We start from the raw sequence: 16,487 nt of genomic DNA on the forward strand, positions 1-16,487 counted from the left end.
CTCGATTTCAAACCTAGAGGCCCGTCAAAGTGTCCCGTTTAAAAGTCCTTCCCCAATATGTGATGCCGAAGACGGCGCTGACCAACTTCGCCGGCCGCGTCGCCGGCGCCAAAGGCGGCGCCATGACCACCCGCCTGATCCGCTGGTTCGTGGGCAAGTACGGCGTCAACATGAGTGAGGCGGCAAACCCGGACATCGCGAGCTACAGCAGCTTCAACGAATTCTTCACCCGCCCGCTGCGCGCAGACGCGCGCCCGCTGGCGCAAGCCGATTTCGTGTGTCCGGTGGACGGCGCAATCAGCCAGTTCGGCGACATCGACGACCACCACATCTTCCAGGCCAAGGGCCACAAGTTCACCACCGCCGAACTGGTGGGCGGCGACGCCTCGCTGGCCGCGCACTTCCAGCACGGCCACTTCGCCAACCTCTACCTGAGCCCGAAGGACTACCACCGCATCCACATGCCCTGCGATGGCCGCCTGACCCGCATGATCTACGTGCCGGGCAAGCTGTTCTCGGTGAATCCGACAACGGCGCGCGGCGTGCCGGGCCTGTTCGCCCGCAACGAGCGCGTGGTCTGCGTGTTCGAGTCGGATGAGCACGGCCCCTTCGTGATGACCCTGGTCGGTGCGACCATCGTCGGCAGCATGGCGACCGTCTGGCATGGCGTGGTCAACCCGCCGCGCATGCCGCGCCTGTACGAATGGAGTTACGAGGCCCAGCCGGTGCTGCTGAAGAAGGGTGAAGAGATGGGCCGCTTCCTGCTCGGCTCCACCGTCGTCATGCTGTTCAAGAAGGGCGCGATCGCCTTCAACGGCGAGTGGGCGCCGGAAGGTCCGGTGCGCCTGGGCGAGACGATGGGGAATCGTCCCCGCTGATCGCCGACGCTGGAGGCGCTGAGCGGTGTCCCAGCTCGGTGCAAGTCTGCTCCATCATGTCGAGGAAGGCCCGGGTCTTGGCCGGCATCAGCCGGCGCCCCGGGAACACCGCCCACCCCCTTGCCGTCGGCAAGTCCCACTCCGGCAGCACCCGCACCAGTTCTCCCGTCTGCAGATAAGGGCCGGCAAAGGTCAGCGAACTGCCGGCGATGCCCGCGCCGTGCGAGGCCATGCGCGCCAGCAGCTCGGGGGAATTCGCAGTCAAGCGTCCCTGCAGCTGGCGCTCCCAGCGCACCTTTCCCCGCGTGAGCACCCAGGGCACCGCCCCGCCATTCCGGCTGAGCAGGCACAGCACGTCGTGCCGCGGCAGGTCGTCGGGATGTTCGGGCAAGCCGTGGCGCGCCAGGTAGGCGGGTGCGGCATACAGCCCGAAGTACTCGAGGTTGATCGGCCGGGCATTGAGCGAAGCGTCGTCCGGCAGGTCGCCCATGCGGATCGCGATGTCGTAGTTCTCGGCGATCAGGTCGACCCGGCGCGGCGACAGGTCCATTTCAAGCGATACCGCGGGGTAGCGCGCCATGAAGCGGGCAATCACGCCGTGCAGCCCGAGGTTGACGAAGTCGCCCGGCACCGACAGGCGCAGCTTGCCGCTCGGTTCCAGCTGGCGGTGCTGGGCCAGCGCGCCGGCCGCCTCCACCTCCTCGAGCACCTTGCGCGCGTGCTCCAGCAGGCTGGCGCCAAACTCGGTCACCATCAGCTTGCGCGTGGTGCGCTGGAGCAGGCGCTCGCCCAGCTTCTGTTCCAGCAGCGCGATGCGGCGCGACACCGTCGATTTCGGCAGCTGCACGCGCTCGGCCGCGCGACTGAAGCTGCCTGCCTCGACGATCCGGGCGAACAGCAGCAGGTCATTCGGTTCGACTTCCATGATTGTTCCATGAGCGGGATAATATTATCCATTCTAATGGCTTCCGGATTGATTTTGGAACCCTTACAGTGTGTCCATCAACACTTTTCTTGGAAACGAAAGGGACACCAACATGAACATCCTGCAAATCACCTCCAGCGTCCGCGGCAAGGATTCGGAATCGACCCGCGTCGCCAACCTCATCGTCGACAAGCTGGTCTCGAGCAATGCCCAAGCCAAGGTACTGCGCCGCGACTTCGGCGCCCAGCCGCACCCGCTGCTGGACGGCGCCGCCGTCGGCGCCCTGTTCACCCCGGCCGAGCAGCGCAACAGCGAGCAGGCCGCCCGCGTGGCGCTGGACGATGCCCTGATCGCGGAAGCGCAGGCCGCCGACGTGATCGTGATCGGCGCCCCGATGTACAACTTCGGCATGCCGGTGCAGCTGAAGAACTGGTTCGACGCCATCGCCCGCTCGGGCGTGACCTTCCGCTATACCGAGACCGGTCCGGAAGGCCTGCTGAAGAACAAGAAGGTGTACGTGGCCACCGCACGCGGCGGCGTCTATCCGGTGGAAGCCGACCCGCAGGTGCCGCACATCCGCATGCTGCTGAACTTCCTGGGCCTGACCGACCACACCTTCATCTATTCGTCGGGCCTGAACATGGGTCCGGAAGCGGCGGCCAAGGGCCAGCAGGCAGCCAACGAAGCCGTGGAAGCGGCACTGGCATAATCCGTTGCGCCGGGCGGCGCATCACGAACCGACACACAAGGAGAATCAGCATGACCGAAACCACTACCATCGCCAAGTCGCGCGGCGTCGAACGCCTGATCCAGGGCCAGTTCGTGATGGACGGCGCGGGCGTGAAGATCAACCGTGTGCTGACCGGTTCCCTGCAGCGCCGCCTCGACCCCTTCCTGATGCTCGACGCCTTCGGCAGCGATCAGGCGGGCGACTACATCGCCGGCTTCCCGGAGCATCCGCACCGCGGCTTCGAGACCGTCACCTATATGCTCAATGGCCGCATGCGCCACCGCGACAGCGCCGGCAACGAAGGCCTGGTGACGGATGGCGGCGTGCAGTGGATGACCGCCGGGCGCGGCGTGATCCACTCCGAGATGCCGGAGCAGAGCGAAGGCCTGATGGAAGGCTTCCAGCTGTGGCTCAACCTGCCCGCCAGCGACAAGATGATGGACCCGTGGTACCGCGACATCCCGGCCGAGGAAGTGCCGCGCTTCACCACCGCCGATGGCGTGACCGTGCAGGTGATCGCCGGTAGAACCCAGGGCGTGGCGGGAGCGGTGCAGCGCCTGCACACCGAGCCGCTGTACCTCGACCTGGAGATTCCGGCCGGCGTCAGCTTCGAGCAGCCGCTCCCGCAGGGCCACAACGCCTTCGTCTATGTGTACCGGGGCGAGGCGGTGGTCGAGGGCAAGGCCGTCGGCAAGACGCGCATGGCGGTGCTGGACAATGCCGCCGGCGCCGATGGCGTGCGCATCAAGGCGCTGGAGCCCACGCGCTTGATCCTGCTGGCGGGACGTCCGCTGAACGAGCCGATCGCGCAGCACGGTCCGTTCGTGATGAACACCAACGAAGAGCTGTACCAGGCTTTTGACGACTTCCGCGCGGGACGTTTTGCAGCCTGATACACTGGCGGGATGAGCCAAGTTCATCCCGCTTTTTCATGCCATTGATCGACACCGTGCTGGAGGTGCTGGCGCGCGCGAGCCGCGCGCTCGGCTTCGACACCGCCGACCGTTTCCCGCCCGGCCATGCCTACGCGCGCACGCGCTGGAACAAGGCCTACTTCGACATCCCCTCGGACCTGAAGCCCGACGCCATCGAGGCGAGGATGTGCGAAGCCATCACCAACACCCCGTCCCTGTTCCGCGAAATCGCGAACCCGACCCCGCGCATGCAGCGCACGCTACTCGGTATCATCGAGCAGCGCCTGCGCCGTGGGCAGGGTGCGCCCGGCGACCTGGCGCAGCTGCTGGTCGACGCCTACCGCAGCCCGCACACCATCGAGACGGTGCCGGGCCTGCGCCAGGCGATCCGCGATACCTCCGGCTACGAGCCGCATGTGCAGGCGAACGCCATCCTTGCCTTCCTGGCGGACGCGCCGGCGGCGTTCGGCGTTATCGAGGCGCGGGGATAAGCGGCGGGCGGCGCGCCGCATTGCTCGGCACATAGCGCTCACGCAGCAGCATGAACGGGGTTTCCACCAGCTTGTACAGCAGCCAGCCCGTGACCACCGACAGGACCAGCAGCGCGGCGATCGTCAGCGGATGCTCGGCGCCGAAGCCCTGCCCCTTCATCCACTTCGCCGCCATCACGCACACCGGCTTGTGCAACAGGTAGATTGCATACGACCACAGCGCAAGCAGCCCCGCGCCGGGCACGCGCAGGCTGCGCAGCACGGAGCCTTCCGCCACCGCGGACACGATCAGCAGCGCAAAGCCGAGCGCCATCAGCGGGAAGCCGAACACGGTGACGCCGAAGCCATAGCGGTCGTCGAGGAAGAACCGGAAGGCCAGGCCGCAGGCGAACAGCCCCAGCACGCCCATCAGGTTGCCGTGCCGGGTCAGGCGCGCCCACGCGCCGGGATGGTGGTTGCGCAGCAGCGCCAGCGCCACACCGGCCAGCAATTCGTCCAGCCTGCATAAGCTAGAGTAATAAATGTACTTGAAATAGAAGTAAAGCTTATAGTTTTGCCCCGCCATCTCCTGCCACAGCTCGGCGCGGATGAGCATGCCGGCAAGGACCGCCAGCGCCATCCCGGTCCACGCCAGTCGTAGCGAGCCCTTGAAGAGCGCACCCAGCAGCGCTACAGCCGGCAGCAATAGATAAAACTGTTCCTCGATCGCCAGCGACCAGCTGTGCGAGAAGGCGCTGCCCGGTTCGAGCGCGAAATTCTGAATGAACGTCGCGTACTCCCACAGCGGCAGCAGCGGCGCCGTGCCGCGAAAGGCCGGCCACAGGAAGTACAGGGCCAGCACCACCCAGTAGTTCGGCAGGGTGCGCAGCAGCCGGCGCGCATAGAAATTCCCTAGCGAAAAGCCGCTCGGCCGTTTCATCCCGGCGAAGATCTGGTTGCCGATCAGGTAGCCCGACAACGCGAAGAACAGGTCGACCCCGACCCAGCCGACCTCCCCCGCCCAGCCGAAGGTGGGCGCGTCGCTGACGAACAGCACGTAGTGGTGCAGCACCACCAGCGTGACGGCGAGTGCGCGCAGGGTGTCGAGGCCGTGGACGCGAAGGGTGGAAGTAGACATGGCGGCGATGATGCCATGCCGGCCTCGATTTCTCAATTTGCCGATAGAATGTCGGCACTAACGTATTGGCAACCCTTGTATTGGCAACCCTTTCCCCCGGATCAGCACCGCAATGACCACTTCCCGAACTTCTTCCGCAAAATACCAGTTCAAGTCCGTCACCTACACCGGCATGCAGCCGGGCCCGCGCGTCATCATCATGGGCGCGACCCATGGCAACGAAGTCTGCGGGACGATCGGCATCCGCCGCGTGATGGAAGACATCGACAGCGGCCGCCTGCACATCGCGGCCGGCAGCGTCACCTTCGTGCCGGTGGTGAATCCCAAGGCCTACGAGCAGAACACCCGCAACGGCGACCGCAACCTGAACCGCAACCTGTTCCCGAAAGAAGACCCGCAGGATTTCGAGGACCACATCGCCAACTGGCTCTGCCCCCTGCTGGCGCGGCACGACGTGCTGCTCGACCTGCACTCCTTCAATGCCGTGGGGGGCGAGCCTTTCGTGATGGTCGGCCCGCTCGACAACGACGGCCCGCTGCAGCCCTTCAAGCACGCCGCGCAGGAACGCGCCTGGGCGCGCCGTCTGGGCGTGCGGCGCTTCGTGGACGGCTGGCTGGCGGCCTACGGCGACGGCGTCAAGCGCCGCAGCCGCAATGCCGACGAACTGGAAACCGTGCTGCGCTATGGCGTCGGCACCACCGAATACATGCGCAGCACCGGCGGCTACGCACTGACCCTCGAGTGCGGCCAGCACCTCGACCCGGCCTCGCCCGACGTCGCCTACCGCGCCATCATGAACACGCTGGCGCACCTGAAACTGGTCGACGCGCCGGATCCGGAGCCGCTGCCCTTCGAACAAATGGAAGCGCTGTCGATGGTGGTGGTGCACGACAAGCTGCACGCCGACGACGCGTTCAGCCGCCAGTGGGCCAGCTTCGACCCTGTCATCGAGGGCGACGAGATCGGCGTGCGCGCCGACGGCAGCCGGGCCGTGGCCGAGTTCAGCGGCCGTATCCTGTTCCCGGACGCAAAGGCGAACGCCAATTCGGAGTGGTACTACCTGACCCGCCCGAATCCGACCTTCGGCCGCGAATAAGAGTCAGTAGAGAGTCAGCCGGGCGACAGGAACTTGAGGGCGATGATACCGGTCGCGATCATCGCGATCGCACCCAGGCGCAGCGCATCCGCCGGTTCGTTCAGCAGCACGATGCCGGCGATGGCCACGCCGACCGTGCCGATGCCGGTCCAGACCGCGTATGCGGTCCCGAGGGGCAGCTCGCGCAAGGCCAGGCCCAGCATGCCGATACTGCCCAGCATGGCCAGCAAGGTCCACAGCGACGGCATCAGCTTGGTGAAGCCATGCGTGTACTTGAGGCCGACGGCCCAGGCCACCTCCAGCAAACCCGCGAGGAACAGATATACCCAACTCATTGTGACTCCCTGTCAATTGCAAACCGGCCGAGTATACCGGTCGCCGGCAGGATTTACGGATATATCGTAAGATGACGATATTCGGATCGAAAGAACCCGATAGATGTTGCACATAAGGGAAGAATTCATGGACATCGACGCGATCCACAAGGCCCTGGCCAATCCGGTGCGGCGCCAGATCCTGCACTGGCTGAAGGATCCACACCAGCACTTCGCCGAGCAGGAACACCCGCTCGACATGGGCGTGTGCTGCAAGCTGATCGACCAGCGCACCGGCCTGTCGCAATCGACGGTCTCGGCGCACCTGGCGACCCTGCACAAGGCGGGGCTGGTGAGCACGCGGCGCGTCGGGCAGTTCATCTTCTTCCAGCGTAACGAGGAAGTCATCCAAGGCTTCCTCGATCAACTGAATGACGGACTTTAGGAGTACCCGCATGAGCAAGACACCGACAATGTTTGACCCGATCAAAGTAGGCGCACTCGAACTGCCTAACCGCATCATCATGGCGCCGCTGACCCGCTCGCGCGCCGCCGGGGCGGGCCGCGTGCCGAACGCGATGATGGCCGAATACTACGTACAGCGCGCCAGCGCTGGCCTGATCCTGTCGGAAGCGACCGCCGTGACCCCGATGGGCGTGGGCTACGCCGACACCCCGGGCATCTGGTCGGATGAACAGGTGGAAGGCTGGAAGATCGTCACCGACGCCGTGCACCAGGCCGGTGGCCGCATCGTCCTGCAGCTGTGGCACGTGGGCCGCATCTCCGACCCGCACTTCCTGGACGGCCAGCTGCCGGTGGCGCCCTCGAGCATTGCCGCGCAGGGCCACGTGAGCCTGCTGCGCCCGATGCGCGACTACACCACCCCGCGCGCGCTCGAGACGAGCGAGATCCCGGCCATCGTCGCCGCCTACCGCAAGGGCGCGGAAAACGCGAAAAAGGCCGGCTTCGACGGCGTGGAGATCCACGGCGCCAACGGCTACCTGCTCGATCAGTTCCTGCAGGATTCCACCAACCGGCGTAGCGACCAATACGGCGGCTCGGTCGAGAACCGCGCACGCCTGATGCTGGAGGTGACCGACGCCTGTATCGATGTCTGGGGCGCCGACCGCGTCGGCATGCACCTGGCGCCGCGCCGCGACTCGCACGACATGGGCGATTCGAACCCGCGCGAGACATTCGGCTACGTGGCGCGCGAGCTCGGCAAGCGCGGCATCGCCTTCATCTGCGCCCGCGAAGCCATCGGCGACGACAGCCTGCGCGCCTACCTGAAGAAGGAATTCGGCGGCGTCTACATCGCCAACGAAAAGCTGACCCGCGAAAGCGCGCAACAGCTGATCACGTCGGGCGAAGCCGATGCGGTGGCCTTCGGCGTCTGGTTCATCGCCAACCCCGACCTGCCACAGCGCCTGGAGCAGGATGCGCCGCTGAACACGCCCAAGCCCGAGCTGTTCTATGCGCCGGGGGCGGAAGGCTACATCGACTACCCGACGCTGAACTAAGCGGCCGGTCACCGGGCTCCTGCGACGGGAGCCCGGTTTGCTTCCTGGTCTTCTTCACACATACATACGATCTACAATCGGATATGTATGTAGTGTAAATGGCACGCCGCACATGCTATTCTTGCGCGATTATTTTTATTGCGCACCTAGCCTGCGCTGTCCCAGGAGACCACGTGAAACACTTCGCACCCCGCGTGATGGCATTCGCCATCGCATCCGCCTTCGTCTTCAATGCTGCCAACGCCGCGCCCGCCCCTGCCCGTGCCGAGAACGCTTACCTGTCGGAAGCGGACGCCATGGCCCGCTCGGCGCGCGTGTCGAACGTGGATTACGTGCTCGACTTCACGCTGACCGGCAAGGAGACCTTCGCCGGCACCACCACGGTGACGTTTGACCTGAGGGATACCGACTCGGCCCTGACGATCGACCTCGACAAGGCGACCGTGAAGTCCGTGACCGTCAACGGCAAGCAGGTGGCGACGCGCTACAACAACTGGTTCGTCACCCTGGCGCCGGAAGACCTGGCCAAGGGCCGCAACACCGTCACCATCAGCTACGAGCGTCTCCACAGCACCAATGGCGAAGGCCTGCACCGCATGGTCGACCCGGTCGACGGCCGGGTCTACACCTACTCGCACTTCGAGCCGGCCGCCGCGCACCAGATGTTCGCGGTGTTCGACCAGCCCGACCTGAAAGCGACCTACACCGTCACCGTGAATGCCCCGGCCGACTGGCACGTGGTCACCACCACCCGTGAATCCGGCATCGTGGACGCAGGTGCGGGCAACCCCGGCGCCAAGCGCTGGACCTTCCCGAAGACGAAGAAGCTCAGCCCCTACAACTTCTCGCTGCACGCCGGCCCCTACCAGGTGTGGGAAGACAAGAGCGGCAAGTACCCGATGCGCCTGTTCGCGCGCCAGTCGGTCGCCAAGCAGGTAACCCCAAGTGACTGGTTCCGCTACACCAAGAGCGGCCTGGAATTCTTCGACAACTACTTCGGTATTCCTTACCAGTTCGAGAAATACGACCAGCTGCTGGTGCCCGACTTCCTGTACGGCGCCATGGAAAATGCCGCGGCGATCACCTTCGCCGAAGCCGGCTTCCTGTACAAGGCCGAGATGACCCCGGCGCAGAAGATGCGCCTGGCCGAAGTCATCATGCACGAGATGGCGCACCAGTGGTTCGGCGACCTGGTCACGATGAAGTGGTGGAACGGCCTGTGGCTGAACGAAAGCTTCGCTTCCTTCATGGCCACGCTGGCCACCGCCGAAGCCACCGAATTCAAGGATGCCTGGCAGTCCTTCTACCAGGAAGACAAACAGGGCGCCTATATCCAGGACCAGAAGGTCTCGACCCACCCGATCGAGGTGCCGGTGCCGTCCTCGGCCAACGCCTTCGACAACATCGACGCCATCACCTACTCCAAGGGCGCGTCGACCCTGAAGCAGCTGCGCCACATGCTGGGCGAGGAAGTGTTCCGCAAGGGCGTCCATAACTACCTGGTCAAGTATTCGTGGCAGAACGCGAAACTGGAAGACTTCATCGGCAGCCTGGGCCAGGCCGCCGGCCGCGACCTGTCGAAATGGACCAAGGAATGGCTGTACCAGGCCGGCGTGAACACCATCACCGCCAACTACAGCTGCTCCAACGGCAAGATCAGTAGCTTCTCGCTGGCCCAGACCGCTGCAAGCCGCGCCCTGCCGACGCTGCGCGAGCAGCGCGTGCAGGTGGGCGCCTTCAAGCTGGAAAATGGCAAGCTGGTGCTGGCCAAGAACGTGCCGGTCACGTATGCGGGTGCGAAGACGAATGTCGCCGGCATGATCGGCAGCGCCTGCCCCGACCTGGTTTACCCGAACTACCAGGACTGGGGCTTCGTCAAGGTCAACCTCGACAAGCGCTCGTTCGAGACCGCACGCACCACCCTGGGCGGCGTGGAAGACCCGCTGCTGCGCGCCATGCTGTGGCAGGCGCTGTGGGACGGCGTACGCGACGGCAAGCTGCCGCTGAACGAATTCATCGACGTCGCCCTGGCCAACGCTCCTGGGGAAAAGGATTACACCCTGCTGGGCGACGTGCTGGGCAAGGTCAGCACGGCGAAGTACTACCTGAACGCGATGGGCCTCGACAATGCGTACGCGAAGCGGACCAGCAAGGCGCTGGAAGACATGGCCTGGAACGGTGTCGTCGCCAACAAGGGCAACGACAACTTCCAGCGCCGCTGGTTCAGCACCTACATGAGCCTGGCGTCCAGCCCGGAAGCGCTGGCGCGCTTGGCCGGCATGCTCCAAGGCAAAGGCACCGAGGGCCTGAACATCAGCCAGGACCAGCGCTGGGCCATCATCACCCGCCTGAACCGCTTCGACGTCCAGGGCGCGGCAGGCCTGGTCGAAGCCGAGCAGGCGCGCGACAAGTCCGACAGCGGCCAGAGCGCGGCACTGGCCGCCACCGTGGTGCGTCCGGATCCGAAGGTCAAGGCCGAATGGCTCGCCACGGTGGAAGACCTGAAGACCAAGCTGCCGTTCTCGCGCCTGCGCACGGCAATGGGCAGCATGTTCCCGGTCGAGCAGCACAAGCTGGCCGAGCAGACCGCCAGCGAGCGCCTGGCGAAGCTGCCGGCGATCGACAAGGCGGCCGGCCCGGTCTTCATGCGCACTTACGCCGGCACGATGATCCCGGCCAGCTGCACGCCGCAGAGCGTCCAGCGATTGCAGCGCGCCGCCGACACCATGAAGGAACTGTCGGCCGGCACCCGCCGCGCGTTGCTCGACACGCTGCAGGAAGACCAGCGCTGCGTGGACATCAAGCAGGCCATGACGGCGCCGAAGTCGTAACACCCGGTGCACGCGGCATTCCCACGCCGCGCCCCGGCGTGGCCCTTGCTGGCCACGCTGGGAATTCACCTGTTGCTGGCCTGGAGCTGGCGGATCGCCTATCCGCCGGCCCCGGATGCCGGCGGCGAACGGGTCTTCGACCTGATTCGCGTGGCGCCGCCCGCGCCCGTCGAACCGCGGGTCCGCCCACGCCTTCCCCGCCCTCCTATTTCCCGTACGCCGCGCGCGCGCAGCGACGGCGCGCCCGCCGCTGCCGTGCGCGAGCTTGACGCGATCAGCGCGCCGGCCGAAGCACCGGCAAGTGCGGCCCAACCCTCTGCCATCGACCTGCCGTCCGCTCCAGCCGAATCGGCGCTGGACGCCGTGCTTGGCCGCGCAAGACGCGACGCCGTTATCATCGACCGCGCACTACGCAAGGGGAAGTCCGGCGTGCCGGAACTGGCCGATACCCCGATGGGGCGTTTGCGGGCGGGACTCGCGGGCGCCCACCAGGACAGCAGCCGGGGCATGACCAGCGACAGCTACACGGCCCCGGACGGCCAGGTGATCTACCGCTTCCGCCTCGGCGGCAAAGTGTGGTGCCGCACCGGGGGCAGCGTCGGGCCGCGTATCGGCGGCGCCGAGGGTGGCGGGGCGGCCATGTTCGACACGCAGGGAGGCGGCGGAAGCGCCGGCGCCATCCGCTGCCCCAGCCACGGGGAGTGGAAATAACAGGCTTCCCCGATGCTGAAAACGGCGATCGAAATTAAATCCGAAAAGATTAGGTGAATCGGCCAGATACCTGTATCTTTGGCCTCGCACTACATCAAGTCGTTGTTATTGTTGGTCTTTCTTTCCCGTTCGCCTTTCGGCGGTCCTGTTTGATTTCCTCCCGTCACTCCCTCTCTTGGTCGAATGTGCACCGGGCGTTCTTGCCCAGCCAATCAAAAAGGAATTCACATGACTACTCAAACCGGCACCGTAAAATGGTTCAACGACGCCAAAGGCTTCGGCTTTATTGCACCTGACGAGGGCGGCAGCGATTTATTCGCCCATTTCGCCGATATCCAGTCGCAGGGTTTTAAAAGCCTGGCAGAAAACCAGCGCGTGTCGTTTGTCCGCGCGACCGGACCAAAAGGCGACAAAGCCGGAAATATCTGCGCGATCTGATTAATCAATCAGATGCCAGTCAGGCGGCGCGCACCACGCAGATAGCGTGGGCGCTGCGGCACCGACGAAAAGCCCGCCAATTGGCGGGCTTTTGCATTAACGCTACTTCGCGCCGCCGGCGCCGTTCGCACTCGACGCGGTCGGCGCACACAGCTCCACCACCCGGCGCCACGCCCCGGTGCCTTCGCACACCACGGGCGGGCGTCCCTGCAGCAGCTTGCCGAGATCGACCGGTTTGCCCTCGTTGACGATCACGCCGCGGTTCACCGGGATGCACATCGCATCGTGCCAGGCTGCCGCATAGCCGTCCGGCGTCGGCAAGGGGCCGCGCGCACGCACGGCGGCCGCTTCGCAGGCTTTCCTGGTTTGGTAAGTTCCGCGCAGGCTGGTGCTCTCCAGCATGACGTCGCGGTGTTGCTGCAGGTAGAGCAGCAGGATCATCGTAAACATCCGGACTCCTTTGCCACGCCGGGCTGCCTGGCCCGCGCGCCTGACCTTGTTCAAACGTCATGCCCGGGCTGCCGGTTAGCCTGAAGGTCGACAGAAAGGACGACCATGTTCAAGCTCGTTACCTGGAATATCCAGTCCGCCCGCAGCCCGGACGGCAAGACCGATCTCAACCGTATCATTGCATGCCTCGACCGCTTTTGCAGTTTTGATATGCTTTGTGTGCAAGAAGTTTCGCATGGCTATACTTCCGGGGGCGAAGACCAGTTCACCATGCTGCGCGAGCGCCTGCCCGGCTATACGGGCTTCAAGGCCGTCGCCTGCGACACCGCCGCGCCGGACGCCAGGGATGGCGCGCGGCGCCGTTTCGGCCAGATGGTATTCTCGCGTCTTCCCGTACTGCAGGCACTGCGCCATTCCCTGCCCTGGCCGCCCGCGCCCGACGTCATGAGCATGCCGCGCATGGCGCTCGAACTGACGGTGGCGGCGCCGGGCGGCCTGCTGCGGGTATCGAGCGTCCATCTCGAATGCTTTTCGCAGCGCCAGCGCATGGCGCAGGTCGAACGCCTGCGCGAACTGCACCGCGAAGCCAGCCTGCATGCCTGCTGCCCGCCGGCGCCCGGCCACGGCCCTTTCGGGGTACCGCCGCGCGCCATGCCGGCGCTGCTGGCAGGCGACTTCAACATGCTGCCCGGTTCGCCCGAGCACCAGCGCCTGATGGCGCCGTTCGGCGGCGGCGTCCAGCCCTGGCGCGACTGCTGGCAGCTGGTGCAGCCGGGCCGGCGCCACGCGCCCACCGTCGGCCTGCACGACGCCAGCCCCGCCGCATCCGCGCCCTTCACCTTCGACTACGTGTTCGCCAGCGCCGACCTGGCCGGCCGCGTGGGCCGGGTGCGGGTCGATGCCAGCGAACAAGGTTCCGACCACCAGGCGCTGCTGGTGGAGCTCGACTGGGGCGCCTGAGGCGTCAAGACACCTGTCCGGGCTGCGGGCCGTACAATGACCGTTTGCGGCAGCATGCCGCGCTTGACACCGCTCACAGCTCTCGAGGCCACATTGAACTGGGATTATCCTCACCCCTACACCCTCGCCGTCACACCGGACGCCGGCGACATCGACGGCCTGGACCACACCAACAATGCCGTCTACATCCGCTGGTGCGAGCAGGCCGGCTGGGCCCACTCGGAGCAGCTCGGCCTGTCGCTGGACGATTACCGCCGCCTCGACCGCGCGATGGCGATCCGGCGCGGAGAGTACGACTACCTGCTGCCGGCGCTGCGCGGCGAGGCCCTGACCCTGGCCACCTGGCTGGTCGCCGGCGACGGCAAGCTCGCCATGGAACGGCGCTTCCAGCTGGTGCGCGACAGCGACGGCGCCACCGTGCTGCGCGGGCGCTGGGACCTGGTCTGCATCGAGATCAGCAGCGGCCGTCCGCGCCGCATGCCGGCCGAGTTCGTCGATACCTATATGCCGGCGGTGCTCAAGGCAAGCTAAACGCCAAGTCGCGCCACCGCGTGTTGCGTGCGCTCAAAGTAGACATTGAGGCAACCGGCCCCCTTTCCGCTAGTGCCGGGCCAAACTGGCCTGTCACGTTCGCTGCCGCGAGGGAAAGATGCGCCATACCCCCCATACCCCGTTCGCCGTCGTGCGGTCCACCCACCGCGCGTTCATCGTTGCGCTGACCAGCGCGCTGCTGCTTGCCATGCTGCTGTCCGGCTGCCGCCTGCGCGAGCCCGGCCAGGAAGACCTCGTCATCCCCGAACTGGTGCGCACGCACCTGTACGTGGCGCCATCCGGGTCCGACAGCAATCCCGGCACCCGCGACGAACCCTTCCGCACCCTCACGCGCGCCGCGCAGGCCGTCACGCCGGGCACCACGGTGCACGTCGCCCCCGGCACCTATTTCGGCGGGGTGCGCACCAACACCCACGGCACGGCGGAGGCGCGCATCGTGTTCGAATCGACCGAGCGCGGCGCGGCGCGGCTGGTGCCGCCGCTCGATTCGCGCCAGCCGGCGGCCTGGGATAACCGCGCCAACTACCTCGACATCATCGGCTTCGAGATCGACGGCGGCCAATACCAGAGCGGCATGAAGTGGCTCACCGGCATCTACAACGGCGGCTCGCACAACGGCGTCCACCACAACCACATCCACCACATCGGCAACGACGTGCCCTGCGAGGCCAAGGGCGGCGCCGGCATCGGCGTCGACAGCTACTACAAGGGCAACGACGCCGAAGTGGTCGGCAACCACGTGCACGATATCGGCCCGCCCGACTGCCGCTACATGCACGGGATCTACGTCAGCACCACGGCGGCCGTGCGCGACAACATTATCTACCGCGCCTCCGGCGCCGGCATCCACCTGTGGCACGACGCCAGCCACGTGACGATCCGCGGCAATACGGTGGTTGGCTGCGGCACCGGCATCGTGGTCGGCGGCGGCGACTTTTATCACAGCAAGGGGCCGAACGACCACACCCACACGGCCAACAACATCGTCTACGACAACGGCTACGGCATCCTGGAACAGGGCGCGACCGGCGCCAACATCAGCTACCGCAACAACCTGGTGTTCCAGAACTCGGGGCGCGACTGGCGACTCTCGGCCGGACGCCAGCACAGCGGCACCGTCACCGCGGCGCCGCTGTTCGCCGACTACAGCCGGGCGCTCGCCACGCCCGACTTCAGGCTCCAGCCGGGTTCGCCGGCCATCGGCAAGGGCCTCGCCAACGACGCCGGCGACGCGGTGGCACTGCGGCCCCGGCGGCCGCTCGATATCGGCGCCGTGCCCTATACCGAATCGGAACCGGCGGGGGTACCGTCGCCGGGGGCGCAGTAAGCAACGAGGGCGCGTGACAACACCCCGAGGGCAAGACGATGCAACGCAGCCATCGGGGGAATTGTCAGGCGCTCTACAGGATCTCGCGCACGCGGTCGAAAGGCCGGCATAGCCGCACGCCTTTCGGCGTCACGACAAACGGTCGCTCGATCAGGACCGGGTGCGCCGCCATCGCATCGAGCAGGGCCGCGTCGTCCACGTCCGGCTGGTCCAGGCCGAGTTCGCCGAACAAGGCTTCCTTGCTGCGCACCGCCTCGCGCACCGTGACACCGGAGGCCGCGATCATCGCCCGCAGCCGTTCGCGCGTGGGCGGTATCGACAGGTACTCGACGACCTCAGGTTCATGCCCGGCTTCGCGGATGGCTGCAAGGGTATTACGCGACGTCCCGCAGCGCGGGTTATGGTAGATCGTGATATCCATGGGATGAGCACTCGATAATATTGCCGAAAATGGTGCGGCATCATAACCACAGCGCATGAGCCGCACCAGCTATTTTGCTTGTTCCCCGCCCCGGCTCGCTATAGAATTCGTCGCTTATTTTTCCGGTAGAACACAAAAACTGCCGAAAAATATCCCCCCTGTACAGCGATGGAGTGTCGATGAGCGAACACCTGCTGCGTCCTGCAGCACTTCCCACCTGGGGCCAGCGCACTGCGCTGCGCCTGCTGAACCTGGCCGGCTGGCAAGTGCACTTCAAGCCCTTGCCCGGGCCGCACGGGATCGCCGTCGTCTATCCGCATACCTCGAACTGGGACTTCCCCATCGGCCTGCTGGGAAAATGGGCGATCGGCCTCAAGTTCCGCTGGGTCGCCAAGGACTCGCTGTTCCGCGGCCCGATGGGCGCCATCATGCGCTACTGGGGCGGTATCGCCGTCGACCGGCGCGCCTCGATGGGCGCAACCCGCCAGTTGGCCAAGACCATGCTCGCCTCGCCCTGGTGCTGGATCGGCATCACCCCGGAAGGCACCCGCAGCTACCGCCCGCACTGGAAAAGCGGCTTCTACCACCTCGCCACCACCGCCGATGTGCCGCTGCTGCTCGTGTATATCGACTACGGCAGCAAGGTGCTCAGCGTGGTGCACACCCTGAACCCGAGCGGCGACGCCGACCGGGACATGGCGGCCATCGCCGCCGTCTACGAAGGCTGCAAGGCGCTCTACCCGGACGATGCCGCGCCGATCAAGCTGGCGCCGCCGCGCGATCCGGCCGAACCGCAGCGCCGCCGCGCCTGA

General features: G+C 66.0%; 19 protein-coding genes. 14 read left to right on the forward strand and 5 right to left on the reverse strand.

The genetic code is table 11. The annotated features are described in order from the left end of the window. Window positions 1-29: 29 nt before the first annotated feature. On the forward strand, window positions 30-878 hold the full coding sequence (gene asd, locus AC56LU_RS22905; protein WP_497177905.1) for an archaetidylserine decarboxylase: 849 nt from the start codon (window positions 30-32) through the stop codon (window positions 876-878). Here asd and AC56LU_RS22910 read toward each other — a convergent pair. After that, window positions 811-1,803 carry a LysR family transcriptional regulator gene (locus tag AC56LU_RS22910; RefSeq protein WP_497177906.1) on the reverse strand — a complete coding sequence of 331 codons (993 nt, stop codon included), beginning with the start codon at window positions 1,801-1,803 and terminating at the stop codon, window positions 811-813. The genes asd and AC56LU_RS22910 overlap by 68 nt on opposite strands. A 112-nt stretch (window positions 1,804-1,915) precedes the next feature. On the opposite strand from AC56LU_RS22910, the gene AC56LU_RS22915 reads away from it, so the two are divergent. The 3 genes from AC56LU_RS22915 to AC56LU_RS22925 are packed head-to-tail and all read left to right on the forward strand — an operon-like array spanning window position 1,916 to window position 3,938. Next, complete coding sequence (locus AC56LU_RS22915) at window positions 1,916-2,512, forward strand: FMN-dependent NADH-azoreductase (protein ID WP_497177907.1); 597 nt, start codon at window positions 1,916-1,918, stop codon at window positions 2,510-2,512. 50 nt (window positions 2,513-2,562) lie between these two features. After that, window positions 2,563-3,426, forward strand: a complete 864-nt coding sequence (locus AC56LU_RS22920; RefSeq protein ID WP_497177908.1) for a pirin family protein — start codon at window positions 2,563-2,565, stop codon at window positions 3,424-3,426. 38 nt (window positions 3,427-3,464) lie between these two features. Further along, window positions 3,465-3,938: a hypothetical protein gene (locus AC56LU_RS22925; RefSeq protein ID WP_497177909.1), complete on the forward strand. Its 474-nt coding sequence runs from the start codon at window positions 3,465-3,467 to the stop codon at window positions 3,936-3,938. Here AC56LU_RS22925 and AC56LU_RS22930 read toward each other — a convergent pair. Further along, entirely contained in the window at window positions 3,919-5,055 is a 1,137-nt protein-coding gene (locus AC56LU_RS22930; RefSeq protein WP_497177910.1) for an acyltransferase family protein, read from the reverse strand. The genes AC56LU_RS22925 and AC56LU_RS22930 overlap by 20 nt on opposite strands. Window positions 5,056-5,167: 112 nt before the next feature. On the opposite strand from AC56LU_RS22930, the gene AC56LU_RS22935 reads away from it, so the two are divergent. After that, window positions 5,168-6,151, forward strand: a complete 984-nt coding sequence (locus tag AC56LU_RS22935) for a succinylglutamate desuccinylase/aspartoacylase family protein (RefSeq protein ID WP_497177911.1) — start codon at window positions 5,168-5,170, stop codon at window positions 6,149-6,151. A 14-nt stretch (window positions 6,152-6,165) separates the two neighbouring features. Here AC56LU_RS22935 and sugE read toward each other — a convergent pair whose 3' ends face one another. Beyond that, window positions 6,166-6,486, reverse strand: a complete 321-nt coding sequence (gene sugE, locus AC56LU_RS22940; RefSeq protein ID WP_497177912.1) for a quaternary ammonium compound efflux SMR transporter SugE — start codon at window positions 6,484-6,486, stop codon at window positions 6,166-6,168. 127 nt (window positions 6,487-6,613) lie between these two features. On the opposite strand from sugE, the gene AC56LU_RS22945 reads away from it, so the two are divergent. From AC56LU_RS22945 to AC56LU_RS22965, 5 genes are all read left to right on the forward strand, one after another. Beyond that, window positions 6,614-6,910: an ArsR/SmtB family transcription factor gene (locus AC56LU_RS22945; protein WP_497177913.1), complete on the forward strand. Its 297-nt coding sequence runs from the start codon at window positions 6,614-6,616 to the stop codon at window positions 6,908-6,910. 10 nt (window positions 6,911-6,920) lie between these two features. Further along, window positions 6,921-7,985, forward strand: coding sequence for an alkene reductase (locus AC56LU_RS22950; RefSeq protein ID WP_497177914.1), 1,065 nt, complete (start codon window positions 6,921-6,923; stop codon window positions 7,983-7,985). A 173-nt stretch (window positions 7,986-8,158) separates the two neighbouring features. After that, complete coding sequence (gene pepN, locus AC56LU_RS22955; RefSeq protein WP_497177915.1) at window positions 8,159-10,816, forward strand: aminopeptidase N; 2,658 nt, start codon at window positions 8,159-8,161, stop codon at window positions 10,814-10,816. A 255-nt stretch (window positions 10,817-11,071) separates the two neighbouring features. After that, window positions 11,072-11,527 (forward strand): hypothetical protein, encoded by a 456-nt coding sequence (locus tag AC56LU_RS22960; RefSeq protein ID WP_497177916.1) that lies wholly within the window; start codon window positions 11,072-11,074, stop codon window positions 11,525-11,527. A gap of 228 nt (window positions 11,528-11,755) precedes the next feature. Next, on the forward strand, window positions 11,756-11,965 hold the full coding sequence (locus AC56LU_RS22965) for a cold-shock protein (RefSeq protein ID WP_497177917.1): 210 nt from the start codon (window positions 11,756-11,758) through the stop codon (window positions 11,963-11,965). 102 nt (window positions 11,966-12,067) lie between these two features. Here the strand turns inward: AC56LU_RS22965 and AC56LU_RS22970 are convergent, their stop codons facing one another. After that, window positions 12,068-12,415: a hypothetical protein gene (locus AC56LU_RS22970; RefSeq protein ID WP_497177918.1), complete on the reverse strand. Its 348-nt coding sequence runs from the start codon at window positions 12,413-12,415 to the stop codon at window positions 12,068-12,070. Between the two features lie 105 nt (window positions 12,416-12,520). On the opposite strand from AC56LU_RS22970, the gene AC56LU_RS22975 reads away from it, so the two are divergent. From AC56LU_RS22975 to AC56LU_RS22985, 3 genes are all read left to right on the forward strand, one after another. Then, window positions 12,521-13,375 carry an endonuclease/exonuclease/phosphatase family protein gene (locus tag AC56LU_RS22975; RefSeq protein ID WP_497177919.1) on the forward strand — a complete coding sequence of 285 codons (855 nt, stop codon included), beginning with the start codon at window positions 12,521-12,523 and terminating at the stop codon, window positions 13,373-13,375. 63 nt (window positions 13,376-13,438) lie between these two features. Next, on the forward strand, window positions 13,439-13,906 hold the full coding sequence (locus tag AC56LU_RS22980) for an acyl-CoA thioesterase (protein WP_497177920.1): 468 nt from the start codon (window positions 13,439-13,441) through the stop codon (window positions 13,904-13,906). 118 nt (window positions 13,907-14,024) lie between these two features. Continuing rightward, window positions 14,025-15,254: a right-handed parallel beta-helix repeat-containing protein gene (locus tag AC56LU_RS22985; protein ID WP_497177921.1), complete on the forward strand. Its 1,230-nt coding sequence runs from the start codon at window positions 14,025-14,027 to the stop codon at window positions 15,252-15,254. 73 nt (window positions 15,255-15,327) lie between these two features. On the opposite strand, the gene arsC is transcribed toward AC56LU_RS22985, so the two are convergent. Next, a complete protein-coding gene (arsC, locus tag AC56LU_RS22990) occupies window positions 15,328-15,675 on the reverse strand; it encodes an arsenate reductase (glutaredoxin) (RefSeq protein ID WP_497177922.1) in 348 nt (115 codons plus the stop codon). Window positions 15,676-15,854: 179 nt separating this feature from the next. Between arsC and AC56LU_RS22995 the strand changes: the two genes are divergently transcribed. After that, complete coding sequence (locus AC56LU_RS22995) at window positions 15,855-16,487, forward strand: 1-acyl-sn-glycerol-3-phosphate acyltransferase (protein ID WP_497177923.1); 633 nt, start codon at window positions 15,855-15,857, stop codon at window positions 16,485-16,487.

This window comes from Telluria sp. PB2R4 (assembly GCF_059685695.1).

Bases quoted from the DNA above. Each gene is read 5' to 3' on its own strand.
- arsC (WP_497177922.1), bottom strand. From the start codon at position 15,675: ATGGATATCACGATCTACCATAACCCGCGCTGCGGGACGTCGCGTAAT.
- AC56LU_RS22970 (WP_497177918.1), bottom strand. From the start codon at position 12,415: ATGTTTACGATGATCCTGCTGCTCTACCTGCAGCAACACCGCGACGTC.
- AC56LU_RS22935 (WP_497177911.1), top strand. From the start codon at position 5,168: ATGACCACTTCCCGAACTTCTTCCGCAAAATACCAGTTCAAGTCCGTC.
- AC56LU_RS22910 (WP_497177906.1), bottom strand. From the start codon at position 1,803: ATGGAAGTCGAACCGAATGACCTGCTGCTGTTCGCCCGGATCGTCGAG.
- AC56LU_RS22950 (WP_497177914.1), top strand. From the start codon at position 6,921: ATGAGCAAGACACCGACAATGTTTGACCCGATCAAAGTAGGCGCACTC.
- AC56LU_RS22995 (WP_497177923.1), top strand. From the start codon at position 15,855: ATGAGCGAACACCTGCTGCGTCCTGCAGCACTTCCCACCTGGGGCCAG.
- AC56LU_RS22975 (WP_497177919.1), top strand. From the start codon at position 12,521: ATGTTCAAGCTCGTTACCTGGAATATCCAGTCCGCCCGCAGCCCGGAC.
- AC56LU_RS22985 (WP_497177921.1), top strand. From the start codon at position 14,025: ATGCGCCATACCCCCCATACCCCGTTCGCCGTCGTGCGGTCCACCCAC.
- AC56LU_RS22920 (WP_497177908.1), top strand. From the start codon at position 2,563: ATGACCGAAACCACTACCATCGCCAAGTCGCGCGGCGTCGAACGCCTG.
- sugE (WP_497177912.1), bottom strand. From the start codon at position 6,486: ATGAGTTGGGTATATCTGTTCCTCGCGGGTTTGCTGGAGGTGGCCTGG.
- AC56LU_RS22965 (WP_497177917.1), top strand. From the start codon at position 11,756: ATGACTACTCAAACCGGCACCGTAAAATGGTTCAACGACGCCAAAGGC.
- AC56LU_RS22915 (WP_497177907.1), top strand. From the start codon at position 1,916: ATGAACATCCTGCAAATCACCTCCAGCGTCCGCGGCAAGGATTCGGAA.
- AC56LU_RS22930 (WP_497177910.1), bottom strand. From the start codon at position 5,055: ATGTCTACTTCCACCCTTCGCGTCCACGGCCTCGACACCCTGCGCGCA.
- AC56LU_RS22945 (WP_497177913.1), top strand. From the start codon at position 6,614: ATGGACATCGACGCGATCCACAAGGCCCTGGCCAATCCGGTGCGGCGC.
- AC56LU_RS22925 (WP_497177909.1), top strand. From the start codon at position 3,465: ATGCCATTGATCGACACCGTGCTGGAGGTGCTGGCGCGCGCGAGCCGC.